Origin of the sequence: Streptomyces sp. BK340, assembly GCF_007827595.1 — a bacterium.
Lineage (GTDB): Bacteria > Actinomycetota > Actinomycetes > Streptomycetales > Streptomycetaceae > Streptomyces.
Genome location: NZ_VISR01000020.1, coordinates 74,701 through 94,301, shown reverse-complemented (window position 1 = coordinate 94,301; position 19,601 = coordinate 74,701). Strand labels below are relative to the sequence as shown.

Genomic DNA, 19,601 nt, shown 5'->3' with positions numbered 1-19,601 from the left:
TTCGGTGATGCGATCGCCACTCGCAACAGGCTGACTTGACAGGCCGAAGAACGATGACCGCGCGTCGGCGCCTCATCTGGTCGCGCGTCGCCGAGCAGCCGACGCCTTGTCCACATGGTGACCCGCGACGACGCTGGACACCGCAGCGCTTCCTGGGTGGAGGCCCCGCCGCAGCCTCGAAGACCGGAACCTTTGCATAGGGGACAGCTCGCAGCGACGCCCTGCTTGTGGCGAAGCAGCCTGGGCCCCCATCCTCAGCCGCTCCATCCGGACAGGCCAAGGCCAACTCCAGGTGACAGGCCAACATCGTCGTGGTGTCACTGCGGGCGGGCTTGCGCGCGCGAGGCGTCGGCGTGTACGCGTAGCAGACTCCGATGTCAACCCCCGAAGGACTTCCAAGCTCGACCACTAAGGCCGCGACATCGTCGTCCTCAGGGACAGTACCGCCGATGAAGCGGCCGTCTTCATCGCCTGGTTCCGCGACTCCTTCCTTCCCTCACCGGACCTGATCCGCTTCAGCTCGGAGCCCGCCGTCGCAGCGGGCATCTAGGTGGACTGGCGCGTGCCCGCGCGTGGGGGCACGACGCGCATTGCCGAGGAGCTGAATCAGCACATTCAGGTAGTCGAAGGCTGACCGCCACCGTGATCGCCTAGCTTGGGCGCCTTGGATGACGCCAAACGCCACCGCGTTCCAGGAGGCTCACCTGCCCCAGCCTTCAGCACGCGCGGGCTGCTGGGCTGCCGCTGACCGGCGAGCCCACACCATCCTGGCGGCGGCGCAGATGGTCAGCTTCAGCCCCGAGTCCTCGGCGTAGTGTCAGGCGTCGCGTGAGGGGACGCAGGCTGCGAGTTCGGCCGCGAAGTGCCGCGCTTGCGCTCCCCAGTCGTGGTCGGTCGCACCGAAGTGGTGGAGGACGTCCAGCAACGCGTGTGCTTCCGAGAGGGTGAACAAGGCCAGTCGCGGTTCGTGGAGTTCAGGCATGCCCGCTAACGAGCTGGTGCACGGTAGGCGGTGAGGCCTCGAGTTCTCGATCGTCGATCATGGTCGGGTGATGGGGAGCACGACTCGTGCAGCGATCATCAGCGACCGAAGGATCACCGGCCTGTCGGCTGACGTGATCGCTGAACTCGTCGCCGAAGTAGGACCGTTGTGGCACGAGCGACACCAGGCCAAGCTCGCGTCCAGGCCGCGGAAGCGGGCTGTGGGCGCGGGTGCGAAGCACCGGCTAGTGTTCGTCGACCGGCTCCTGGCGACGCTTGTGCATCTGCGCCATGGGGTCACTCACGACGTGCTGGCCTGCTGGTTCGGTGTGGACCGCTCCACCATTACCCGTGCCATCGGCGAGGTGCGGCCACTGCTCGCCGAGCGAGGGTGCACCATCAGCCCAGGTGCGCGGCTGCGAACACTGGCCGAGGTCGTCGACCACATCGGAACCAGCGGGAAGACCGGCATCATCGACGGAACCGAGATCCGCGTCAGGCGCCCGGCCGCCGGCCGCAAGGACCGGGACAAGTTCATCTCCGGCAAGAGCAAGCAGAACGCGGTGAAAACCATGGTCGTCACGGACGGCGAAGGCCGCGTCCTCTTCTGCAGCCCGGCTCAGCACGGCGGCTGCGCAGACATCACTCATGCCCGCCAATTAGGACTGGTCAGGCTCCTGGACGGCGGGTCCGCACTGGAGATCCTCGCGGATGCCGGCTATCAGGGTCTGGGCGCCCAGACCGGCGGGCGCGTGGTGACGCCACCGCATCGCAAGTTCAAGAAGAACGCCCCGGACTGGTACGAGGAGATGCACGAGCGGCAACGTAAGGCGCACTCCTCACGACGCATCCGCGTCGAGCACGGCATCGCGCATTTGAAGAACTGGCGGGCACTGGCCCGGCACCTCGGCCGCCGCGAACACATGAGCGACACCGTCCAGGCCGTCGCCGCCCTGCTATCCCACCAACAGACCGCCGACCTGGCCCCGGCGCGAACAATGTGAAACGCCAAGCCCCGCCGAGGCCCACGACACCTCACCGCCTACCGTGCACGAGCTCGTTAGGGCTCGCAGAGAATCAACATGCTGATTTGATCGCTGTGGGGCTGCTGTTCGCGAGGAAGGCGGTGACATCAGCTGGCGTCCGGAACCTGGCTGCCGAGGATGGAATGGTGTAGCCGTGCTCGGCCAGGAGGGGCTGGACTTGGCGGACGGCCCTGGTGATGGTGCTGCCGTTGACTCCGAAGAGCTGGGCGAGCAGGTCTCGGGTGCCGAGTTTGCGCAGGTAGAGCACGGTGGCCAGGACCCTGGCGGCGGTGGTCAGCTTGTCCTTGGCCCCTGCGCCACGAGCGCGGATGCGTTCGCCTCCTCGCTTTTGGCGTCGTCCTTGCTCCCGTAACTCGTCCAGTTGATCGACGACCTTGTCCAACACCGGTTCGGGCATGCCGGTCAGCTCCGGGCTGCGCAGACACCCACTGCAAGGTGGGGGTGACGGGCTCCCAGTTGACCGCGGGTTCTTGGCCACGCTTGTGGTGTCGGAAGGCTGAGGTTGGAGGGTGTAGTTCCAGTCGCCGTGGAAGCGGTGCCGGTGCATGGGCAGAGCGTCAATATCGCTGTCAGTGACTTTGATGCCGGTGTCGTAGGTGCCCGGGTCGAGTTCGGCGTGGACTGTCAGCCCGGTGCGGGTGGTGGTCGCCGCGATGCTGTTCACGATGACGTCGTGGCTGGTCAGCGGGCGGCCGCGCCAATTCATGGAGATGTGGGAGAACAGCCGGTGCTCGATCTTGTTCCACTTCGAGGTGCCCGGTGGCATGTGGCATACCGTGATCTCCAAGCCCGTCTCGGCGGCCATGGCTGCGAGTTCAGTTTTCCAGGCGCGGGTGCGGTAGCCGTTGGACCCTCCTGCGTCCGCGGTGATCAGCAGACGTCTCGCGGCCGGGTAGTCGTGCCGGCCGCGGGCTTGCCACCATCGGCGGATAGAGGCGACAGCGAACGCGGCGGTGTCGTGATCCGTGCCGACACTGACCCAGCCGGTGTTCGCGGCGATGTCGTAGATGCCGCACGGGATCGCCTTGCCCGGTCCCTGTCTGTCCAGGAAGTCGTGTGTCTTGACCAGGGCCGGCTCACGGGCTGGCCGCCACTGGTGGCCCGCGTTCTTGTAGTCGCCGACGAGTTCTTTCTTCTTCGTGTCCACGCTGATCACCGGCTGGCCTGCGCCCATGTGCTCCCTGGCCTGCTCGTTGATGTAGCGGAACTGGGCATCCCGGTCGGGGTGCTGCTTGCCTTCGATGGTCTTGGCGCCGGCCTGCAGGCTGAAGCCCTCCTCACGCAGCAGGTCCCCGACCGTGTCCGAGCTCACCCTGTGCCCCTGACGGGTGAGCTCGGCCGCGAGGCTCCTGGTCGATTTCACCGTCCAGCGCAGCGGCGACATCGGATCGCCTCGCTCGTCTGGCTCCACCAGTGCCAGCAGCGCGGGCCGCAGTCCCGGATCAAGGTCCGCGGCCTTCTTCCGACCACCACCGGTCCTGCGTACCCGGCCCAGAGGTTCGTCGCCGGCGTCCAGCTCGTCCACGCCTTTGCGGACCGTCGTCTCGCTGACCTGGGCTGCCCTCGCGACCGCCCGGATACCGCCGTGCCCCAGGATCCGGGCCTCGGCTCCCATCATCAACCGGCGCTGGCGCTCGTCCAGATGCGGGAACAACACCCCGAACTTCACAGCGAGTTGACCACGGGCCTCATCGGAGACGCTCGTATCACAACAACGAGCCGAATCACGCGAAGCAACACCTTGATTCTCTGCGAGCCCTTAGGGGATCGGCGAGTTCGTCCATGTCGGGGGTAACGGGCCCCGACTGCGCTGGTTACGGGCGTCGGCCAGCCTGGTCAGGGTCTTTGCCGAACTCATGCCCTGGTGGAAGCTAGAGGACGCTCGTCGGGTCGGCGTGCCGGGCCGGTCGAAGCTGCGGCGGGTGACCGTGGGGTGAAGGCGGCGTGGGGGAGTTGTCGCATCTGGTCAACGCGCGTAGTGAAGCATGCCGGGACTGCGGTTTCCTCATGTGCGCATCTCCAACCCCCCACCCCTATTGGAGACTTCATGCGCAACGCCATCTATGGCCTGCCCGCAACCACCCTGCTCCTGATGGGCGTCTGTGCCGCCCCGGCCCTCGCGGAGCCGCCCGCGCCGTCCTCGACGGCAACCGCACGCGCAGAACTGGCCGCGCTCACCGTGGCCGCTCCGCATTCGATGGACGGCTACGCCCGGGACAAGTTCGACATCTGGTCCACCCAGCCGGACGGTTGCACCACCCGCCAGGCCGTCCTGGCCCGTGACGGCAAAGACGTGCAGGACAAGCCGGGCAGCTGCCAGCCCACCAGCGGTTCCTGGTACTCCGTCTACGACGACACCACCGTCACCAACGTCGCCCAGGCTACGATCGACCACATGGTCCCGCTGGCCGAAGCCTGGCGGTCCGGTGCCGACACCTGGACCGCGGACCAGCGCAAGGACTTCGGCAACGACCTGGGGGACCCCCAACTGCTGATCGCCTCGGAGTCCGCGAACTCCTCCAAGTCCGACAGCGGGCCGGCTGACTGGAAGCCCACCAACCACGTCTTCTGGTGCACCTACGCCAAGGACTACACGCACATCAAGTCCGTCTGGAAGCTGACCACCACGGACGCGGAGAAGTCTGCGCTGTCGACCATGCTCGACACCTGCACCAACTGACCGCGCCCGGGCCGCGCCAAGCGGTGGACCGTATGTGGTCCGGGTGGTTCGTTCACCCGAGCAGGCCGGTGACAGCTGGCTGCTCGGCCAGGTCAGTGCCACGCGCGGAGCTGCTGACCGGACGAGCCGGCATGCGGCCTGCGTCTTCGGCGAAGGGTCCCGAGCCGTAGTCGGCCTGGGACCCTTCAGCGCTGCCCCGCAGACACTCGGTGCCGGGACACTGCAGGGGGCATGTGAAGGCGGGGCACCCTGGCCGCCCGTGCTGACCACCGGGGGCGGCCGGGTCGGCGTCCGTCTACCGGGTGAGGGTGACGGTGATGGGCTGGTTGGGGCAGGCGGCGAGGCGTTCGGCGAGGGCGGTCTGCTCGGTGGGGTCGATGGTGAGCTGGTACCGGGTTTTGTCGGCGACCCAGTTGGTGAGGTAGGTGCACCAGTAGCCGGCGTACGGAGGCAGCCAGGTGCTCGGGTCTTGGTCGGCCTTGGACCGGTTGGAGGCGGCGGAGACGGCGATCAGGGCGCGCTCGTCGTCGAGGTCGTTGGCGTAGAGCTCGCGCTCCTTCGCTGTCCAGGTCGAGGCGCCGGAGTCCCAGGCCTCAGCGAGAGGGACCAGGTGGTCGACGTCGAGTTTGCGGGCGCTGTCGAAGTACTGGGCGTCGTACGGGCTGTACCAAGACCCGCCGGTCAGGGTGCAACCAGGCCCGACTTCAGGGGCGTTGACCGCCTCGGACAACAACACCTCCGCCCTCGTGTTACAGCCGTCCTTGTCCGCGTCGGTCCAGTACTTGAACTTGTCACGGTTGTAACCGGCGCGGCTCTCGTCCTGGACAGTCAGCGCCGCCAGGGCGTCGCGGACCGGCAGAGTGATCGGGTCCCCGGGAGCGTGGCGCTGCGAGGAGATGGCGTGTGCGGGTGTGGGGGATGCAGCGTGAGCGGTGGTGGGCGCGAGCAGAGCGGCGAACGCTGAGGACACGGCAGCCGCTGTGCCCAGGAGGCGGGGGTGACGCACGGGCCTTCCCTTCGAAGATCATGGACAGGTTCGTGATCTCGTACCGGCTGCCGGGACGGCCCATGCACGACACCACTTTCCGCTCACTCGCCCGGGTGGAAAGTCGCACCACCGAAACCCGCCCGGAGCCTGCCGTCACGAAGAACAGACAGTCCTTGGCAACTGCGACTGAGCGAGATGGTCGGTCTGGGCAGACAGTGTCGATGCTCAGCGACGCGCCGGCGGCGTGCGGCTCTCAGGTAGGGGCCGGTCGCCGGGGTGCCGGGATGGCGCTCGAGGGGCGACTGTGACCGGCCCTTTCGTACGACTCCTGAGCCTGCCATGTAATGGTTGTAGTGCCCCGCACAGTTACATCAGTCTGTCCGCATGCCTTCCCCGATACTCGGTGCCCCTGGACATCCGCGCCGGCGGCACAAGGTGACCTTCCACCGTGCGCGGCTGCCGATCCCCTGGGGGAGGAATGCGCGGTGACCGGTCGCCTGGCGGCGCCTGCCGGATCACCCGTCCTGGAGATGGCCCGCCGTGCGGCCGAGCGGCGCGCCAAGGGCCGCAACCTCGTCGATCTCACGCTCGGTGAGCCCGACTTCGCCCCGCCCGCTCATGTCATTGCCGCAGCCCAGGAGGCGGCCAGCCGCGTGCTGGGATACAGCCCCGCCAACGGGCTGCCCGAACTGCGCCGGGCCGTGCGGCACGCGGTGGAGCGGGATCGCGCACTGGAATGCACGGACGCCCAGGTAGCGGTGGGGTGCGCGGGATGCGCAACGGTGCCGGGCAGCGCCTTCGGAGCGCCGGACCATCTGCGACTCTCCTTCGCCACCGGCATCATCACGCTGGAAGAGGGCTGCCCCACCGTCGTCGACGTCCTGGACGCAGTCGCCTCGTGATCGCACTGACACTCAAGGCACTGATACCGGTCGTCCTGCTGATCGGGCTCGGCTTCGTCGTCAAGCGGTGGATGATCCAGGGCGAGAGCTTCTGGTCCGGGGCCGAGAGCCTCGGCTACCGGGTGCTGTTGCCGGCCCTGTTCCTGCACGGCCTGGCGACGGCCGCCCCCCCCCACGGCCTTCCGGTGAGAACCCTGACAGCGGTCCTGGTCGCTTCCACCGTGGGGATTGCCGCGCTGGTCATCGCACTGAGGCCCCTGATGCGGCTGCCCGCAGGCGGCTTCACCTCGGTCTTCCAGGGCAGCATCCGATTCAACAACTACATCGGCGTGGCCATCGCCTCCGGCCTGTACGGCACGCAGGGCGTGGCCATGGCCGCGGTCTGCAACGCGGCGATCGTGCCCACGGTCAACGTGCTGTGCGTGCTGGTCTTCGCCCGGTTCGGCGACGCCCGCCTAGGCCCTGTCTCTTTGGAGCCCTGACGCCTTGGAACAGGGCCGATTACTCTGTCGTTATGGCCAAGGAGTCGGAACTGGTGGTTGACCTGCGAGGTAGGCCGATCGAGACGCTTGATGACTTCTGGAACGCCGTGGGTGAGCCTTGCGGACTGCCGGAGTGGTTCGGCCGGAACACGGAAGCCTGGCGGGACACCATCCAGACACGGGGCGTCTCCGAGGTCATCGACAGCTACGACGTCCTGGTCGTGCACGTGGACAAGCAAGGAGTCTTCGCTGCCCGGAATCGTGAGGCTCGAGCCCTACGAAGAGCCTTTTCGGGGAAGCAGTCGCGACTGGTCGTGCACGAGCTGCTCTGATCACTGCGTCGAGCGGGACCAGATCAGGATGGCCGCCAGGTGCAGAGCAGCCTCGTAGGCCAAGGCAAGTTTGTCCGTGCGCATGGCCAGACCACGCCACTGCTTCAAGCGGCTGATGCACCGTTCGACGGCGTTGCGCTGCTTGTATGCCTCCGCGTCGAAACCTGGTGGCCGGCCTCCGGCTCGCCCTCTCCGCAGACGGTGTCCGACCTGGTCGGCAGGCTGCGGGATGACGGCGCGGATGCCTCGCCGCCGGAGATGGCTGCGGATCGCGCGCGAAGAATAGGCACGGTCCGCGAGGACGGTCTCCGGTCGAGTCCTGGGCCTGCCGAGGCCGCGTCGCGGGACGCGGATTCTGGCCATGACGGCCTCGAATGCCGGAGCATCACCCGCCTGACCAGCTGTGACGTAGAAGGCCAACGGCCGTGCCCGGTTATCACTGGCCAGATGTACTTTCGTAGTCAGGCCGCCACGAGAACGGCCGAGTGCGTGATCGTCGGGTTCGGACCGTTGATCAGCCCCCTTTTCACAGCGCCAGCCGCGTGCTGATGGGCCCGACAGATGGTGGAGTCCACCGAGACCGTCCACTCCACGTCGTCATCAGCGTCGGCGCTGGCGAGGACAGCGGCAAGGATCCGTGCCCAGGTGCCGTCGACGGCCCACCTGATGAGACGCTTGTGCGCTGTCTGGAAGGAGCCAAGCTCCTCTGGCAGGTCCCGCCAGGGCGAACAGGTGCGGTACTTCCACGCAATGGCCTCAAGGGTGCGGCGGTGGTCGGCCCATCGCCGACCGCGGACCGGGTCGGCCGGCATCAGCGGCTTGATCCGGACCCACATCGCATCAGTGATCACTAACCGGATGGGCACGTCCGATCAACTGACCAGCTCACCAAAGAGACACGCTCTAAGTCTGACGGGCATCATCCGGCAGCTGTTGACCAACCCGCTCATCCTCGCGTGCGTGGCAGGCGGCCTCCTCCAGGCTCTTCACCTGCGTCTGTCACCGGGCATCGAGCCGGCACTCCGGGCGCTGGGAGCCGCTTCGATGCCGCTGGGACTGCTGTGCATCGGCGCCGCGCTGCGCTTCGGCCAGGCGCGCGCGTGGACGGGCTCGATTCTCACGTCCTCGGCCATGAAGTTCGTTCTCATGCCGGCCGTGACCTTCCTGCTGGCCCAGCCGCTCGGCCTCGGGTCGTCGGCACTGCTCGTCGCCGTGCTCTTTCAGGCCCTGCCCACGGCATCGTCGTCGTACATCATGGCCCGACAACTGGGCGGGGACGCACCGATGATGGCGGGCATCACCGCGACACAGACCCTCCTGGGCATCGCGACCGTCCCGCTGGTCATGTGCCTGCTCCCCGTCTGACGGCTGCGGGCCCTCGGCCCGCTGCCAGCCGCTGTCAGCCCTGCTGCGTACGGTGGCGGCGGACCGCATCCGTGTTGGCGCAGCGAGCACTGCAATAGGCGCGGCGACCATTACGGCTGGTGTCGGCGAAGGCCGTCCGGCACGAATCCAACGCGCACACCCCCAGGCGCCGGCCCTCGGCCTCCAGGCGAAGATGGCCAGCCCTCCCGCGGTCACGGCCCGCAGACGGCTCTGCACGTCCTGGCCGTCCGGCGTGAAGTGCAGATGCGGCCGCAACCCGTCGTGCGTGGTCAGATAGACCTTTCCGGTACCGTCGGCGAGCAGGGCATTGATCGTCTCGCACCGTTCGTCCTGCGAGGCAGCCTCGAAAACACATCGCAGCCGCCGCGACCACGCCCTGATCTCCTCGCCGGCCGAACCGGTGACGCGCGCACGCCGAATCGCATGACGCTCAAGCACCTGCTCCAACGCCTCGGCCCGCCACGAACCACCCGCCTCAAGATTCACCAGCGACACAGCCAGACGGACACCGACCATGTTGTCATGCTCAAACTTCACTCACCCATTGCAGCACAGCCCCGTCATGCACCCGCCGTGATCGCCTGCCATGACACAACCAGCACTTTCCACACACCACCTGGCCGGCCCGGGGCGTCCCCTCCCAGCCGTGGCCTTCGGTGACAGCGATTCCGGCGACCCAGTGCAGGGCCTTCCGACACGCCCCGGCGTTGCCTGGTTCTTTCTGCCAGGCGCGGACGGTGACGGCGGTGGACTGCAGCGAGCCCAGGAGATTTCGAGGCAGAGGGCGGCAGAGCGGCGGGAGCGGCCGGTGGCCATCTGGACGAGGCGGACGCTGCGTCCCGTCGTAGCTGCCGTCTCGGCGCGTCGAGATCGTCCAGCAAAGCCGCCCAGTGCTCGGGCAGGACAGCGGGGATGGTGCGGGGGTCGAGCCGACCCCGGTGGGTCACGGGCTGGGAGAAGAGCGCAGGCCGGCCACCGGCCTTGCCTGGGAGCCGCGCGCTCCCGCGGATCACCGCGGTCACCAGATGAGCGAGGCGGACGTCGTGATCTGTAGAACCTGCCGCGGCCTAGACGGTTTCGTGCTCCCAACGCTCCATGAGGTGTGCGTAGTTGTCGTCAACAGAGCGGTGATCGGGATGGGTGAGCAGACGGGGCTGGCGGTCTTCACACTGCTGCCTGTGCTCGGCACGATAGGGGCTGCGGTCGCATACCGGCTGCGGGAACGTGCCCGCTGGACTGCGGTGACGGCCGTCCTGAAGCAGGGGCGTGACGGCACACAAGTGCGCTTCAAGTCGGTGGACAGCCAGGGGAGGGCAACCGCGGAATGGGAGATCACCCTTCCCCCGGCAGCCGGGAGCATCGATGAGCGCGACAGCTGACGAACCCCCGCCCGACCCGCCACAGCGCGAGGCCGTCTGGGAGAAACAGATCGAAGACCTCTACGCGGCCTATCACCGCGTCGTGCTGCGCAAGGCCACTCTGGCCGCGGCCGGGTGCACCGCGGATGGCTGGGATGCCACTCAGCACGCCTTCATCAAGGCCTGGGAGCACATGCAGAAACTGCACCTCAACGAGATCGTCAACTGGAAGGGATGGCTGATCAAAACGGCGGTCCGCCACGTGTTGTTCGCCCGCCGCCGCCACTCCCGCCACGTCGTGCTGGAAGACAGCGAGCCCACGGACGATCGTATTCTCCTCGAAGACCATGTGGTGCTCAAAGAGACCTACCAGGGCATGATGGAGGCGGTTGGATAACTGAGCGAGCGACAGCGACAGGCTCTTGTCCTCGTTCACTTGGCAGGCTGTTCCACCGCCGAGGCCGCCGCCGACATGGGAGTCTCCGCGAGCACCGTACGCAATCTCATCCACCAGGCCCGGGCCCGACTTCTCGCCGCGACCGGGGAGGCGAGCGATGACTGACGACGCCACCACGCCGCACGACGCACTCGATGAGGCCCTGCACGATACTGAAGCCGCCCTCGGACACCCCCTCGAAGCCGTCTTCGACTCGCACGCCGGACTTGAGCTGATCAAACAGCACATCCGGCGCGCTACGCCCCACCCCGGCACCGACCTGGGTTCCGCCGCCCCGCCCCTGCCAGAGCGGCCCGTACAGACACCCGCGCCGAGTCGGACGAGCGAGCAACGTCGCCCCCTACCTCAACTGCGTGCCCCCCAGAGCAAAGCCAAGATCCTCATCGTCGATGACCGGCCGGAGAATCTCCTCGCGCTGCAGGCAGTCCTGCCCGCGCTCGACCAGACCCTGGTGACGGCAACTTCGGGGGAAGAAGCCCTCAAAGCACTACTCACGGACGACTTTGCGGTCATTCTGCTGGACGTCCAGATGCCGGGCATGGACGGCTTCGCGACCGCCGCGCACATCAAGCGGCGTGAACGGTCCCGAGACATCCCGATCATCTTCCTCACCGCGATCCACCACGGTCCGCACCACGCCTACCGCGGCTATGCAGCGGGCGCAGTCGAATACGCCTCCAAGCCGTTCGACCCATGGGTGCTGCGGGCGAAAGTCTCCGTCTACGTCGAGCTCCACCTGAAGAACATCCAGCTCCAGGACCAGGCAGCCCAACTGCGCCTTAAGCTTCAGGACAGCCCCGGTGCGGACCCGACCGAGGTTCTGGCCGAGCTCCGCGCCCGGCTTGCGGCAGTAGAGGAAGGGGTAGCGGCGATCACCCAAGGCCTCGGAGAGACGCCGACGGACACCACAAACAGGGTTTCGGTAGACCGCCTCGAGGACCAGATCCGAGGGCTACGGCGGGCGTTTGACGCCCTGGCCCACCCCGGTTCCGACGACGCCACATCCTTGCCACCGCAGGGCTGAGAAACCGCCAGCACCACAGCGCAGCCGAGCAGTCACTCAGGCGCCGCCACGGAGCGCCGCCAGGAGATGCCGCCGCCGTCCTCTGCCACAGCCTCACACTGACGGCGACGGACCGGCGCACACAGTGGCGTTCCGGGGTTCGATGCGACGGCGATCGAAGCAGGATCCACGGCGCGAGAGCTGCGCTACCGGATGCTCAGGCGCGGAGGGCGCCCGCACACCGCACTCGGGTGGACTGCGAGGGCGAGGAGAACTCCGCCACGGGTGTTGCCGCCTTCGCCGGCGTCGATCCCGTGTCTGAACCCGTCGCGGGAGCAGCCGAGGACGGCGGTACGTCCGGCCGGGCAGGCCGCGGCGCCGACGGCTGGGTCGATGCGGAAGCCGTCCATGGTGAAGCCACCTGGGACGGCCAGCCGCAACGGCAGTGGCTTGATGACCAGGCCGTGGCCCGCGGCCCCTGCAACTGTTCGCGCAGCTCCCCGGTGCCGTGGGCGGAGTCGCCGAGCACAGTTGACTCGCCGGCCTTGCCGTCCAGCAGATCACGGGCAACGGCCGCTTCGTGGTTGCCGGGACCGTAGCCGCCGGTGACAGCGTCGACAGTGAACAGCCCGCCCTCCGGCTCGAAGAAGACGCGTCCCTTCAAGCCGTCTTGGTGGCGGGTGCGATTCTTGCGGATGTGTCGGGCGCCGCGATCGACGGTGGACACCGTCGGATCGGGTGCGGTGCGCCAGGCGATGCGCCCGCGTCCGTCGAGGCAAGCCGCCCGAACTACAACTGCCGTGTCAGACCCTGATGCCCGCCGTGCGGACGGCTGCCAGTAGCCCGCCCACTGCTGGAGACCACGGCCGGCCGGCCGGTCCGGTGAGGGTGAGTGCGCGATGGGCGGCGGGGCGGATCGGTACGAGGGCGCAGTCGGCGGGAAGCATCGGCTGCGCCAGCGCGGGCACCACAGAGACCCCGACGCCCGCGTGCACCATGCTGATCAGCGTGTTCAGATCGCGGATCCGGTGCCGGGGCGCAAACCGTACGCCGGCCCGCCGGTAGGCGTCGCGGATGCTGCGCTCGCAGCCCCCCTCGGCGAGCAGGAAGTCGTCGTCCTCCAGATCGGCCACGTCGACCGTCTCCTGCCCGGCCAGCGGGTGGTCTCGGCGCAGCAGTGCGTGCAACGAGTCCGTGCCGAGCGGCACCGCCCCCGGCGGCACCGCGTCGGCGTCCACCAGCACGGCGGCGTCCACCGTTCCCGCCTCCAGCCAGGCGGCAAGCTCGTCGTCCTCACCCTCGAATACCCGGACGGTGAGCCGAGGGTGGGCGGCCCGCCAGTCCTGCAGCAGGGCGGGCAGCAGCCCCTGGCAGACGGTGGTCGGCGCGGCGAGCCGGACGGCCCCAGTGAGGCCGCCCGAGTGCTGGGTGGCGATGCTGCAGACGGCCGCGGCAGAGGCCAGCGCCGTCCGGGCGTGCGGCAGGATCTGCTCGCCCAGCGGCGTCGGCCGTGCCGGAGTGGTGCGGTGCAGGACGGGAGCGCCGAGGGCGCGCTCCAGTGCGGCGACCGCATGCGAGACGGCGGACTGACTGATTCCCAGGTCGGTCGCGGCCGCGCCGAACCCGCCCGCGTCGGCGACCGCGATCAGCGCCCGGAGCTGGGCGAGGTTGACCTCCGATGTCATGAGACTTCCTCATCGATAGAGCGGTATCACTTGTTGGACTCATGTTCCGCCCACGGGCCACGCTCTGTCACGCGAGACCGGTGAAAGACCGGGTGGCGGGGTGGACGGCGAAACGAGCGAGGGAGAGGGCGGGTGATCGGGGTGCGGCGGTGGTGGCCAGGATTCATGACTCTGTCGGCGATCTGGGGTGCGAGCTTCGCGCTGATCAAGGTGGCGGTCGACGCGGGGGTACCGCCGCTCTGGGTGGCGTGCTGGCGCTGTGTCTTCGGGGCGACGGCGCTCTGGGCGATCCTCGTGCTGCGTCGCGAACCAGCCCCGCGCGACCTCGCCACCTGGGGCCACTCGGCGGTGGCAGCAGCGCTGCTCAACGCCGTGCCGTTCGTTCTGTTCTCGTACGGCGAGACCCGGGTCGGCTCGGTTCTGGCCGGGGTGATGAACGCGACCACCCCGCTGTTCACCCTGGTCTTCGCGGCCGCCACCGTACCCGAGGAGCGGCACCCCGGCCCGCGCCGCCTCGTGGGGCTCGCCCTCGGCTTCGCCGGCGTGCTGACCGTTCTGGGGGTGTGGCACGGCTTCGGCTCCAAGGGGACAACGGGCGGCCTTGCCTGCCTGGCCGCGACTTGCTGCTACGGGGCCGGCTTCGCCTACCTGCGCCTCCATCTCTCCGCTCGCCCACACTCCGCGACCGGCCTGTCCGCCGTCCAGATCACCTGCGGCGGTGCCGAATTGGCGCTGGTCGCCCCGCTCGCCGCAGGCGTCCCGCACTGGCCGGGGGCCGGTCCAGCCACCGCCCTACTGGTACTCGGCTCCGTCGGCACGGGTTTCGCCTACATCCTCAACCTGAACCTGGTCCGCACTGCCGGGGCCACAGTCGCCGCCGCCGTCACCTATGTCACCCCGCTCTGGTCGACCGCCCTCGGTGTCGTCTTGTTCGCCGAACCGGTCGGCTGGAACACCCTCCTCGGCGGCTTCACGGTCGTCGCCGCGGTGGCCCTGACCCGGGCCTCCACCCGCCCCGGCAGCACGTCGCAGGGGACATCAGCCGGTCAGTCGGGTGACCGGATGGGCAACCAGGCGGACGGGAGCCGGGGCGTCGTGGATTTCGTATCAGAACAAGAAGCAGACCAGCACGGACGATTGACAGAGATTCCCGTCACGAAGGCAGAGCATTGACCGGGTTCGGCCTTCTCGGGCCGCTCAGCCTCGTACGCGACCGCGAGGCCGTCACGTTGCAGCCCTCGAAACCGACAACGCCTCTGGCCGCTTTGCTGCTGCACTCCAACTCCACAGCCTCCACGGATTACCTGCTGCACGCCGTCCCGGGGTGAGGATCGCCCCTCTGCCTCCAAAGCTGTCCTGCACACGTGCACGATGCGCTTGCGTTGGACGATTCGGCCGCCACGGAGTACCTCGAACGTCCCCGCGCCCAGCTCACGCCAGGCGGTAGACGATGATGAAGGGATCACCGGCTGCGTCCGCTCCGTCCGGCATCACACCGGCGTGACTGGCCAGCTCGGTGACAATGCGTGTGCCAGGACGTCCGATGAAGCTTTCGCCTTCTGCAACAGAATCTGCCGCGAGGGCATCCTCAAATCCCTTGGGGATGAGAGCGTACGGCCGCACCGCATCGACTACGACGTCTGGATCCAGGACCTCATACGGGGTTGCTCCAACCCGGACCACCTCGATGGTCTCACCGTCGGAATCCTCGTCGAATATGTGTGCGAAGTACGTGGACAGGCTCGCATCCCATCCGGCTCTTGCGACGCGTTCAGCGGGAGCCTCTGAATGGCAAGCGAGCTCATGCACGGACATCGCCGTCTCCACTTCTGTCGCATCCACGCTGGCACCCCTGTGCTTAGGAGGCAGGTGCCAGTAAACCTCTCGTCGCCTTGTGCGCGACGAGGCGTGAGTTCAGGTGCGCTTGATCGCCGGAAGGGGGAGGCGGGCCGGGCTGGGTGATCGGCAACAATCCACAGCCGGGCCGGGCTGTGGGAAGAGCCGGAAAGGTACAGTCCGGCCCGCACGTGGAGGCGCCGGGAATCGAACCCGGGTCCTGCAGGGCTTTGCCAGTTCTTCTCCGTGCGCAGTCCGCGTGTCGTTTTTCTCGGCCTCCGGCGGTCGTGCGGACCCGCTGCCGGTCGGCCCAGCTGCTGTGGAGTGTCCTTCCGGGCCCCGCAGCCGGGTCCGGAAGTGGATCCTCCTTGCTGATGCCAGATCCCGGGCCGGAGGCTTCCCGGGCTGACAGTGGTCACACCACCCAGCCGCTGTCAGGCAGCGAGGGAGTAGGTGTCACGCACGGCCGGCTCATTGTCGGCATTCATCGTTTGCGGTGGTCAGATTTACGAGGCCGTCACCGCATCCCTCGGCACGCTTCTCCAGGCTCCACACAAGCAGTCGAAACCGATCGCCCCCTTATGGATGGACGCTCTGCCCACCCATAAAGACACAACGGCCGGGCAGGCGCCCCGGGTTCACTCAAGGCACCGACAAAACGCGGTTCCGACTGAACGGCCCCAGCCCAACCCGGATTGGCGGCCACCTCCCTACAAGGAAGAGGGGACGTGGGCGGTGCGGGTCGCGGCGCAGGAAACCCCTGCGCTCCAGTGCCGTCAGCTGGTGCGCGACCAAGGACGTGCTGGAGAGTCCGTCGGCCCGGCCGATCTCGCACATGACATCGGAGACCGCGTCGGCCCCTTTCCTCCGTGGCAGGCACCCCAGCGCGTCACCCGCCGACCGGGGCCTGTCTGGATCAGATGCGCCAGGAGCGGAGGATGTCGGCGACGGCGTAGACGCTCAGGCGGGTGTCCCGGACTTTTCTGACGAGGTCGGACAGCGCGCCGTAAGGCGGATCGATGCCCTCGCCGGACTGATCCATGTACTGAGCAGTAACGAAAGCGGCGAAAAGGCTGTTGCGGTGGGGGAGCGGCTCGAGGCGCACGATCGTGTGCAGGAGCGCGGCGGCGCGCCAGGCGTTGTCCGGGTCGGATGCTTCGAGCGTCGGCATTCTGGTCTTGTGCCGCGCCACGGCCGCCACCAACGCCGAGTAGTCGGTCACCGTCACGTCTTCGTGCCCGAGGGCGGCCTCCTGGACATCGAGCAACCAGGAGACATCGATGTGCACAACCATCAGGCAGCAGCAATCCCGTCGCCGCGCCGAGAAGGCGGGACCTCCTCGGGGAACGCCTCGTCGAACTCGCTACGCAGCCTGTCGGCCCAGGCGGCGGCGCCAGCGACGAACCGCTTGCGGTGCATCTCGCGTACACCGAGATCGTGCAGGTACTGCTTCAGGCTCTTACCCTCCGCCGCAGCGGCGGCGCGGACGCCTTCCATTTCCTCGTCGGAGAAGGACACGTTCAGTGATGGCATCTTCCGATGGTACCTAGTTGGTGCCACGCATCTCAAGATGTTCAGGGCAGGGCAGAGGGCTGGAAGTGGACTCCCTCGAACCGGTCCGCGTCTTGCTGGCGGCAGTCCTGGACACCGTCGAGCATCAGGGGGCACCGGACTGGACCGGATCGGTGCCGGAGGCCGAGTGGATCTCTCCGTAGCGCCGAACGACACCGACGCACCCAGCAGCGGAGGCGGTGCTCATGAGCGCACCCACGACCGCCGGCCCCCAGCCGGAAGGCCGCGGCCTTTAACCAGCCCTCCCTGGCACTGTTGGCCCGCGCCAACCGCGGCTACGCCCGCTTCCTCGCCCTCCAGGCCCCGAGCGACGCGGCAGGGCACCGGTGAGCGGTACCCATGCCGTGCTCCACGACCCCCACAGCCTGATTGAAGCCGAACTCCCCCTGGACCGCGCCCCGTACGAAGCGCTCGTGCGCCCGACTCGTGCGCGCCCTCTACACGCGGCTGGACCGCCTCACACATAGCCCCTTCCCGCCAAACGTAGCGAAAGAGTCGCCGCCAGCACCGTCCCCGGCCCGCAGGAACGAAGACGGAGCCCGCCCCGGCGCAGCGGCGAAGTCTCTCAATGTGCGGGAGCCTGGCCTACACGCTCCACCGCGGTTTGAGGTCTTTCAGGTGGGTGGCGACGGCTTCCAGGTATGCGGTCTCATGCTCGCGCAGGCCCCTGAGGTCGATCACGGAAGGCGGGATATTCATGCCGGCGTCGTTGTCCAGCGGGGGAGCAGCCCAGGCTTCCCTCATCGCTGCGCCAGCGACGGCATGCCATGGTCGACCAGGTTCTGGAAAGCGGCTCCGACCGCGGGTGATTCCAGGAGGGTCCATGCCTGGTGGTAGGCCAGGTCAGACTGGATCTCCCGGAGGGTTTCCGATAGCCGGATACGTTCCTCGGCGAGCTGGTCGGCGCGCCGCCGCCGGATCGCGTACGGCAACTCCTTGTACGCGCTGTGGACCGCGAAGTCATCGGCGAAGAAAGGCGGCTCGGGGGCGGTTGCGTTCTTCCTCGTGGCTCTTGCGGCGGCTGAGCCAGATATTGATGGTGACGGTGATCAGCGCGCCGAGGAACACGCCGGACACCACCATGGCCAGCAGTAGCCCGGTTCCGCCTCCGGAGGCGGTGGTGTGCATGGTGGGTGTTAGCGCGAGAGGGGAGCGGGTCATGCGGCGGCCTCCGGGGTGCTGGCAGTGGCGGTGGTGGTGTGCGGGGCTTCTGGGTCGGCTCACCCACCGGTCCGGCGCCACCATTCCTCGCGCATCAGGTGGGCGAGCACCAGTCCCAGGAGCACGATCGGGCCGTCGCGCCGTCGGTCCCAACACTGCTCAGGGGGATCGCCCGGACACCACATGCACAGCGATCCGTCACTGTAGCGGTGGGGGGATTGACGCGGTCCGTCGGAGAAGACGAGGGGCGTGTCCGGCCTCCCGGGCCCGAAGGCGATGGTCACGGTCTGCTCGGGCAGGTCGGGATCGCGCACGCCGATAGCCGGGGCGAAGCCGACCCACACAGTTCCGGGCGGGCGAACCGGCCGCACGGCGAGCCCGGTGGAGGCGATGCGGTCCTGGAAGAGCAGCCGTGGGGCCGGCCTGTCACCCGGCTTCTCGACACGTGCACCACGGTACGTCGCGCCCAGCTGCTCCAGCTCGGACTCGGCCCGGCGGACCCGGCGCCGGTACACCCATTCCGCCCGCTTCCCCCCAGCCGACGCCCGCCATCTTTCACGACGAGCTGTTCTGCGCAGCCCGCGCACGGCGCTGCGAGCATCTTCCGGAGCGCTGCGTGCCTCCTGGTGCTCCTTGTGAAACGCGTACGTGCAGCCCCCGGGGTGCCGGACAAGCCGCCAGAGAACCCACCGCACTCCCAGGGCCGTCACTGCGACGACCCACCCCAGCACAATCATGTGGCCCCTTCCGCGACTGCATCGCCGCGGCCACCGTCAGATAGCGCCGCACCGAGGAACTGGTCAACTCGCCCTGGCACAAACCATGGTGCCTGTGCCCGCGAGCACGTGGGACAGGAACGGCGAAAGCGCTGGCTCGAGCCCGGACTGCGATCCGATACCCCCAGGCGGTTGTCCATCGGGCATACCGGGAGGCCTGTGCGCCTGCTGGAGCCGCTTCGGTCAGTTGAGGTCAATGCGGCGAGCGGGGGGCTCTGTACTACCGCCTCGCCAGCACCCGGGCGCGGACCGAAGCGCCCGCCAAGGCCGGATGGCTGCGCAGGCTCCTGCTTGGCGGCCCTCCGGGCGGAGGGACACCACCAGTGCGCACTTCCTACGCTCGCGAGTGCCGGTCAATCCTGGGCGCTTCGCCTCTACCAGGCATTCCAGAGCACACCATGACGGTGGCGGACCGGCGGTATGTCCGCGTCGTCAAGTTCGTGGCCGGCGCGGTGCAGTGCGCGGATCCGCTGGGCTTCGAGTCGACTCTGAAGCCGGGCGCGGCCCTCAGTCGTGGCGATCTCGGCGGAAAACGAGCCCTTCCTGCAGTAGAGCACCATCCACTGCCAAGAGGTGAGCCGGCGCAGCGTCTTCGCCGGGGCGGGGCGACCGTCTTCGCGGACGGCTTGGGCCAGTTCAGCAGTCGCATAGCGCAGGTCGTACAGCGACATGGACTCCGATGCGCCCTCTTGGACGCGGAATCGCCTGGGAGTCGTGCGGACAGTTCGGGACATCGAGACCCGCCGTAGGCCCCCTGGGCTTTCCAGAGGCACCTACGGCGGGTGCGTAGTGGTCAGCACGACTCAGCTCCCTTCGTTGGTCACGACGATCTGCCAGCAGCACGGTAGTCGCGCGGAGACGTGGGGGCCGAGGCTTTCTACTCAACCCTGTTGCCAGGGCAGGGCGCTCCAAGTTCTCTCACGAAGCTGCGGCCAGACCCAGTTTCAACGATCCTC

25 protein-coding genes, 1 other RNA gene and 1 pseudogene are annotated in these 19,601 nt (G+C 68.1%); 11 read left to right on the top strand and 16 right to left on the bottom strand.

Annotated features, from left to right (window positions below):
* Window positions 1-817: 817 nt before the first annotated feature.
* The gene (locus FB157_RS47525; protein ID WP_186581751.1) at window positions 818-982 is read right to left on the bottom strand and encodes a hypothetical protein; all 165 of its coding nucleotides are present in this window, start codon (window positions 980-982) and stop codon (window positions 818-820) included.
* A gap of 247 nt (window positions 983-1,229) precedes the next feature.
* Between FB157_RS47525 and FB157_RS30050 the strand changes: the two genes are divergently transcribed.
* Entirely contained in the window at window positions 1,230-1,985 is a 756-nt protein-coding gene (locus tag FB157_RS30050) for a transposase family protein (RefSeq protein ID WP_145883881.1), read from the top strand.
* Window positions 1,986-2,058: 73 nt separating this feature from the next.
* On the opposite strand, the gene FB157_RS30045 is transcribed toward FB157_RS30050, so the two are convergent.
* A complete protein-coding gene (locus FB157_RS30045) occupies window positions 2,059-3,642 on the bottom strand; it encodes an ISAzo13 family transposase (RefSeq protein ID WP_398947505.1) in 1,584 nt (527 codons plus the stop codon).
* Between the two features lie 432 nt (window positions 3,643-4,074).
* Here FB157_RS30045 and FB157_RS30040 point away from each other — a divergent pair, with 432 nt between their 5' ends.
* Entirely contained in the window at window positions 4,075-4,707 is a 633-nt protein-coding gene (locus tag FB157_RS30040; RefSeq protein ID WP_145883796.1) for an HNH endonuclease family protein, read from the top strand.
* 295 nt (window positions 4,708-5,002) lie between these two features.
* On the opposite strand, the gene FB157_RS30035 is transcribed toward FB157_RS30040, so the two are convergent.
* Complete coding sequence (locus FB157_RS30035) at window positions 5,003-5,677, bottom strand: HNH endonuclease family protein (RefSeq protein WP_398947474.1); 675 nt, start codon at window positions 5,675-5,677, stop codon at window positions 5,003-5,005.
* Between the two features lie 503 nt (window positions 5,678-6,180).
* Here FB157_RS30035 and FB157_RS30030 point away from each other — a divergent pair.
* Genes FB157_RS30030 through FB157_RS30020 form a run of 3 tightly spaced genes read left to right on the top strand, consistent with a single transcriptional unit; the run spans window position 6,181 to window position 7,411 of the window.
* Window positions 6,181-6,597: an aminotransferase class I/II-fold pyridoxal phosphate-dependent enzyme gene (locus FB157_RS30030; RefSeq protein ID WP_145883795.1), complete on the top strand. Its 417-nt coding sequence runs from the start codon at window positions 6,181-6,183 to the stop codon at window positions 6,595-6,597.
* Entirely contained in the window at window positions 6,594-7,079 is a 486-nt protein-coding gene (locus FB157_RS30025) for an AEC family transporter (RefSeq protein WP_145883794.1), read from the top strand. Before FB157_RS30030 ends, FB157_RS30025 begins: the two co-directional genes overlap by 4 nt.
* A gap of 32 nt (window positions 7,080-7,111) precedes the next feature.
* Window positions 7,112-7,411: a barstar family protein gene (locus FB157_RS30020; RefSeq protein WP_145883793.1), complete on the top strand. Its 300-nt coding sequence runs from the start codon at window positions 7,112-7,114 to the stop codon at window positions 7,409-7,411.
* Here FB157_RS30020 and FB157_RS30015 read toward each other — a convergent pair.
* Window positions 7,412-8,247, bottom strand: a protein-coding gene (locus FB157_RS30015; protein ID WP_398947503.1) for an IS5 family transposase whose coding sequence is annotated in 2 segments (ribosomal slippage) — window positions 7,412-7,941 and window positions 7,941-8,247 — 837 coding nt in all. Because the reading frame shifts where the segments join, the coding sequence is not laid out codon by codon here.
* A gap of 22 nt (window positions 8,248-8,269) precedes the next feature.
* Here FB157_RS30015 and FB157_RS30010 point away from each other — a divergent pair.
* Window positions 8,270-8,776 carry an AEC family transporter gene (locus FB157_RS30010; protein WP_261386608.1) on the top strand — a complete coding sequence of 169 codons (507 nt, stop codon included), beginning with the start codon at window positions 8,270-8,272 and terminating at the stop codon, window positions 8,774-8,776.
* A gap of 34 nt (window positions 8,777-8,810) precedes the next feature.
* Here FB157_RS30010 and FB157_RS30005 read toward each other — a convergent pair whose 3' ends face one another.
* On the bottom strand, window positions 8,811-9,152 hold the full coding sequence (locus FB157_RS30005) for a CGNR zinc finger domain-containing protein (protein WP_222440972.1): 342 nt from the start codon (window positions 9,150-9,152) through the stop codon (window positions 8,811-8,813).
* Window positions 9,153-9,822: 670 nt separating this feature from the next.
* On the opposite strand from FB157_RS30005, the gene FB157_RS30000 reads away from it, so the two are divergent.
* The 4 genes from FB157_RS30000 (at window position 9,823) to FB157_RS29985 (ending at window position 11,636) form a co-directional block, all read left to right on the top strand.
* On the top strand, window positions 9,823-10,176 hold the full coding sequence (locus FB157_RS30000) for a hypothetical protein (RefSeq protein ID WP_145883791.1): 354 nt from the start codon (window positions 9,823-9,825) through the stop codon (window positions 10,174-10,176).
* Window positions 10,160-10,552, top strand: coding sequence for an RNA polymerase sigma factor (locus FB157_RS29995; RefSeq protein ID WP_145883790.1), 393 nt, complete (start codon window positions 10,160-10,162; stop codon window positions 10,550-10,552). Before FB157_RS30000 ends, FB157_RS29995 begins: the two co-directional genes overlap by 17 nt.
* A complete protein-coding gene (locus FB157_RS29990; protein ID WP_145883789.1) occupies window positions 10,553-10,717 on the top strand; it encodes a sigma factor-like helix-turn-helix DNA-binding protein in 165 nt (54 codons plus the stop codon).
* Between the two features lie 244 nt (window positions 10,718-10,961).
* Entirely contained in the window at window positions 10,962-11,636 is a 675-nt protein-coding gene (locus tag FB157_RS29985; protein ID WP_261386628.1) for a two-component system response regulator, read from the top strand.
* A gap of 185 nt (window positions 11,637-11,821) precedes the next feature.
* Here the strand turns inward: FB157_RS29985 and FB157_RS47520 are convergent, their stop codons facing one another.
* Together FB157_RS47520 and FB157_RS29975 are read right to left on the bottom strand one after the other, a co-directional pair.
* The gene (locus FB157_RS47520; protein WP_186581748.1) at window positions 11,822-12,025 is read right to left on the bottom strand and encodes a hypothetical protein; all 204 of its coding nucleotides are present in this window, start codon (window positions 12,023-12,025) and stop codon (window positions 11,822-11,824) included.
* Window positions 12,026-12,418: 393 nt separating this feature from the next.
* The gene (locus tag FB157_RS29975) at window positions 12,419-13,300 is read right to left on the bottom strand and encodes a LysR family transcriptional regulator substrate-binding protein (RefSeq protein WP_145883786.1); all 882 of its coding nucleotides are present in this window, start codon (window positions 13,298-13,300) and stop codon (window positions 12,419-12,421) included.
* Window positions 13,301-13,465: 165 nt separating this feature from the next.
* On the opposite strand from FB157_RS29975, the gene FB157_RS29970 reads away from it, so the two are divergent.
* A complete protein-coding gene (locus FB157_RS29970; RefSeq protein ID WP_145883785.1) occupies window positions 13,466-14,473 on the top strand; it encodes a DMT family transporter in 1,008 nt (335 codons plus the stop codon).
* Between the two features lie 258 nt (window positions 14,474-14,731).
* On the opposite strand, the gene FB157_RS29965 is transcribed toward FB157_RS29970, so the two are convergent.
* From FB157_RS29965 to FB157_RS29925, 9 genes and pseudogenes are all read right to left on the bottom strand, one after another.
* Window positions 14,732-15,142 carry a hypothetical protein gene (locus FB157_RS29965; RefSeq protein WP_145883784.1) on the bottom strand — a complete coding sequence of 137 codons (411 nt, stop codon included), beginning with the start codon at window positions 15,140-15,142 and terminating at the stop codon, window positions 14,732-14,734.
* 183 nt (window positions 15,143-15,325) lie between these two features.
* Window positions 15,326-15,715, bottom strand: a transfer-messenger RNA (tmRNA) gene (ssrA, locus tag FB157_RS29960).
* Between the two features lie 147 nt (window positions 15,716-15,862).
* Window positions 15,863-15,973: pseudogene (locus FB157_RS29955) on the bottom strand (repressor LexA); the annotation flags it as partial.
* 79 nt (window positions 15,974-16,052) lie between these two features.
* A complete protein-coding gene (locus FB157_RS29950; protein ID WP_145883783.1) occupies window positions 16,053-16,430 on the bottom strand; it encodes a toxin Doc in 378 nt (125 codons plus the stop codon).
* Entirely contained in the window at window positions 16,430-16,669 is a 240-nt protein-coding gene (locus tag FB157_RS29945) for a hypothetical protein (protein WP_186581747.1), read from the bottom strand. The genes FB157_RS29950 and FB157_RS29945 overlap by 1 nt, the downstream gene beginning before the upstream one ends.
* 779 nt (window positions 16,670-17,448) lie before the next feature.
* Window positions 17,449-17,640, bottom strand: coding sequence for a hypothetical protein (locus tag FB157_RS29935; protein WP_145883782.1), 192 nt, complete (start codon window positions 17,638-17,640; stop codon window positions 17,449-17,451).
* Between the two features lie 28 nt (window positions 17,641-17,668).
* A complete protein-coding gene (locus FB157_RS47515; RefSeq protein WP_186581746.1) occupies window positions 17,669-17,836 on the bottom strand; it encodes a hypothetical protein in 168 nt (55 codons plus the stop codon).
* A 92-nt stretch (window positions 17,837-17,928) separates the two neighbouring features.
* Window positions 17,929-18,384: a hypothetical protein gene (locus FB157_RS29930; RefSeq protein WP_145883781.1), complete on the bottom strand. Its 456-nt coding sequence runs from the start codon at window positions 18,382-18,384 to the stop codon at window positions 17,929-17,931.
* 635 nt (window positions 18,385-19,019) lie between these two features.
* Window positions 19,020-19,316, bottom strand: coding sequence for a hypothetical protein (locus tag FB157_RS29925; RefSeq protein WP_145883780.1), 297 nt, complete (start codon window positions 19,314-19,316; stop codon window positions 19,020-19,022).
* Between the last annotated feature and the right edge of the window lie 285 nt (window positions 19,317-19,601).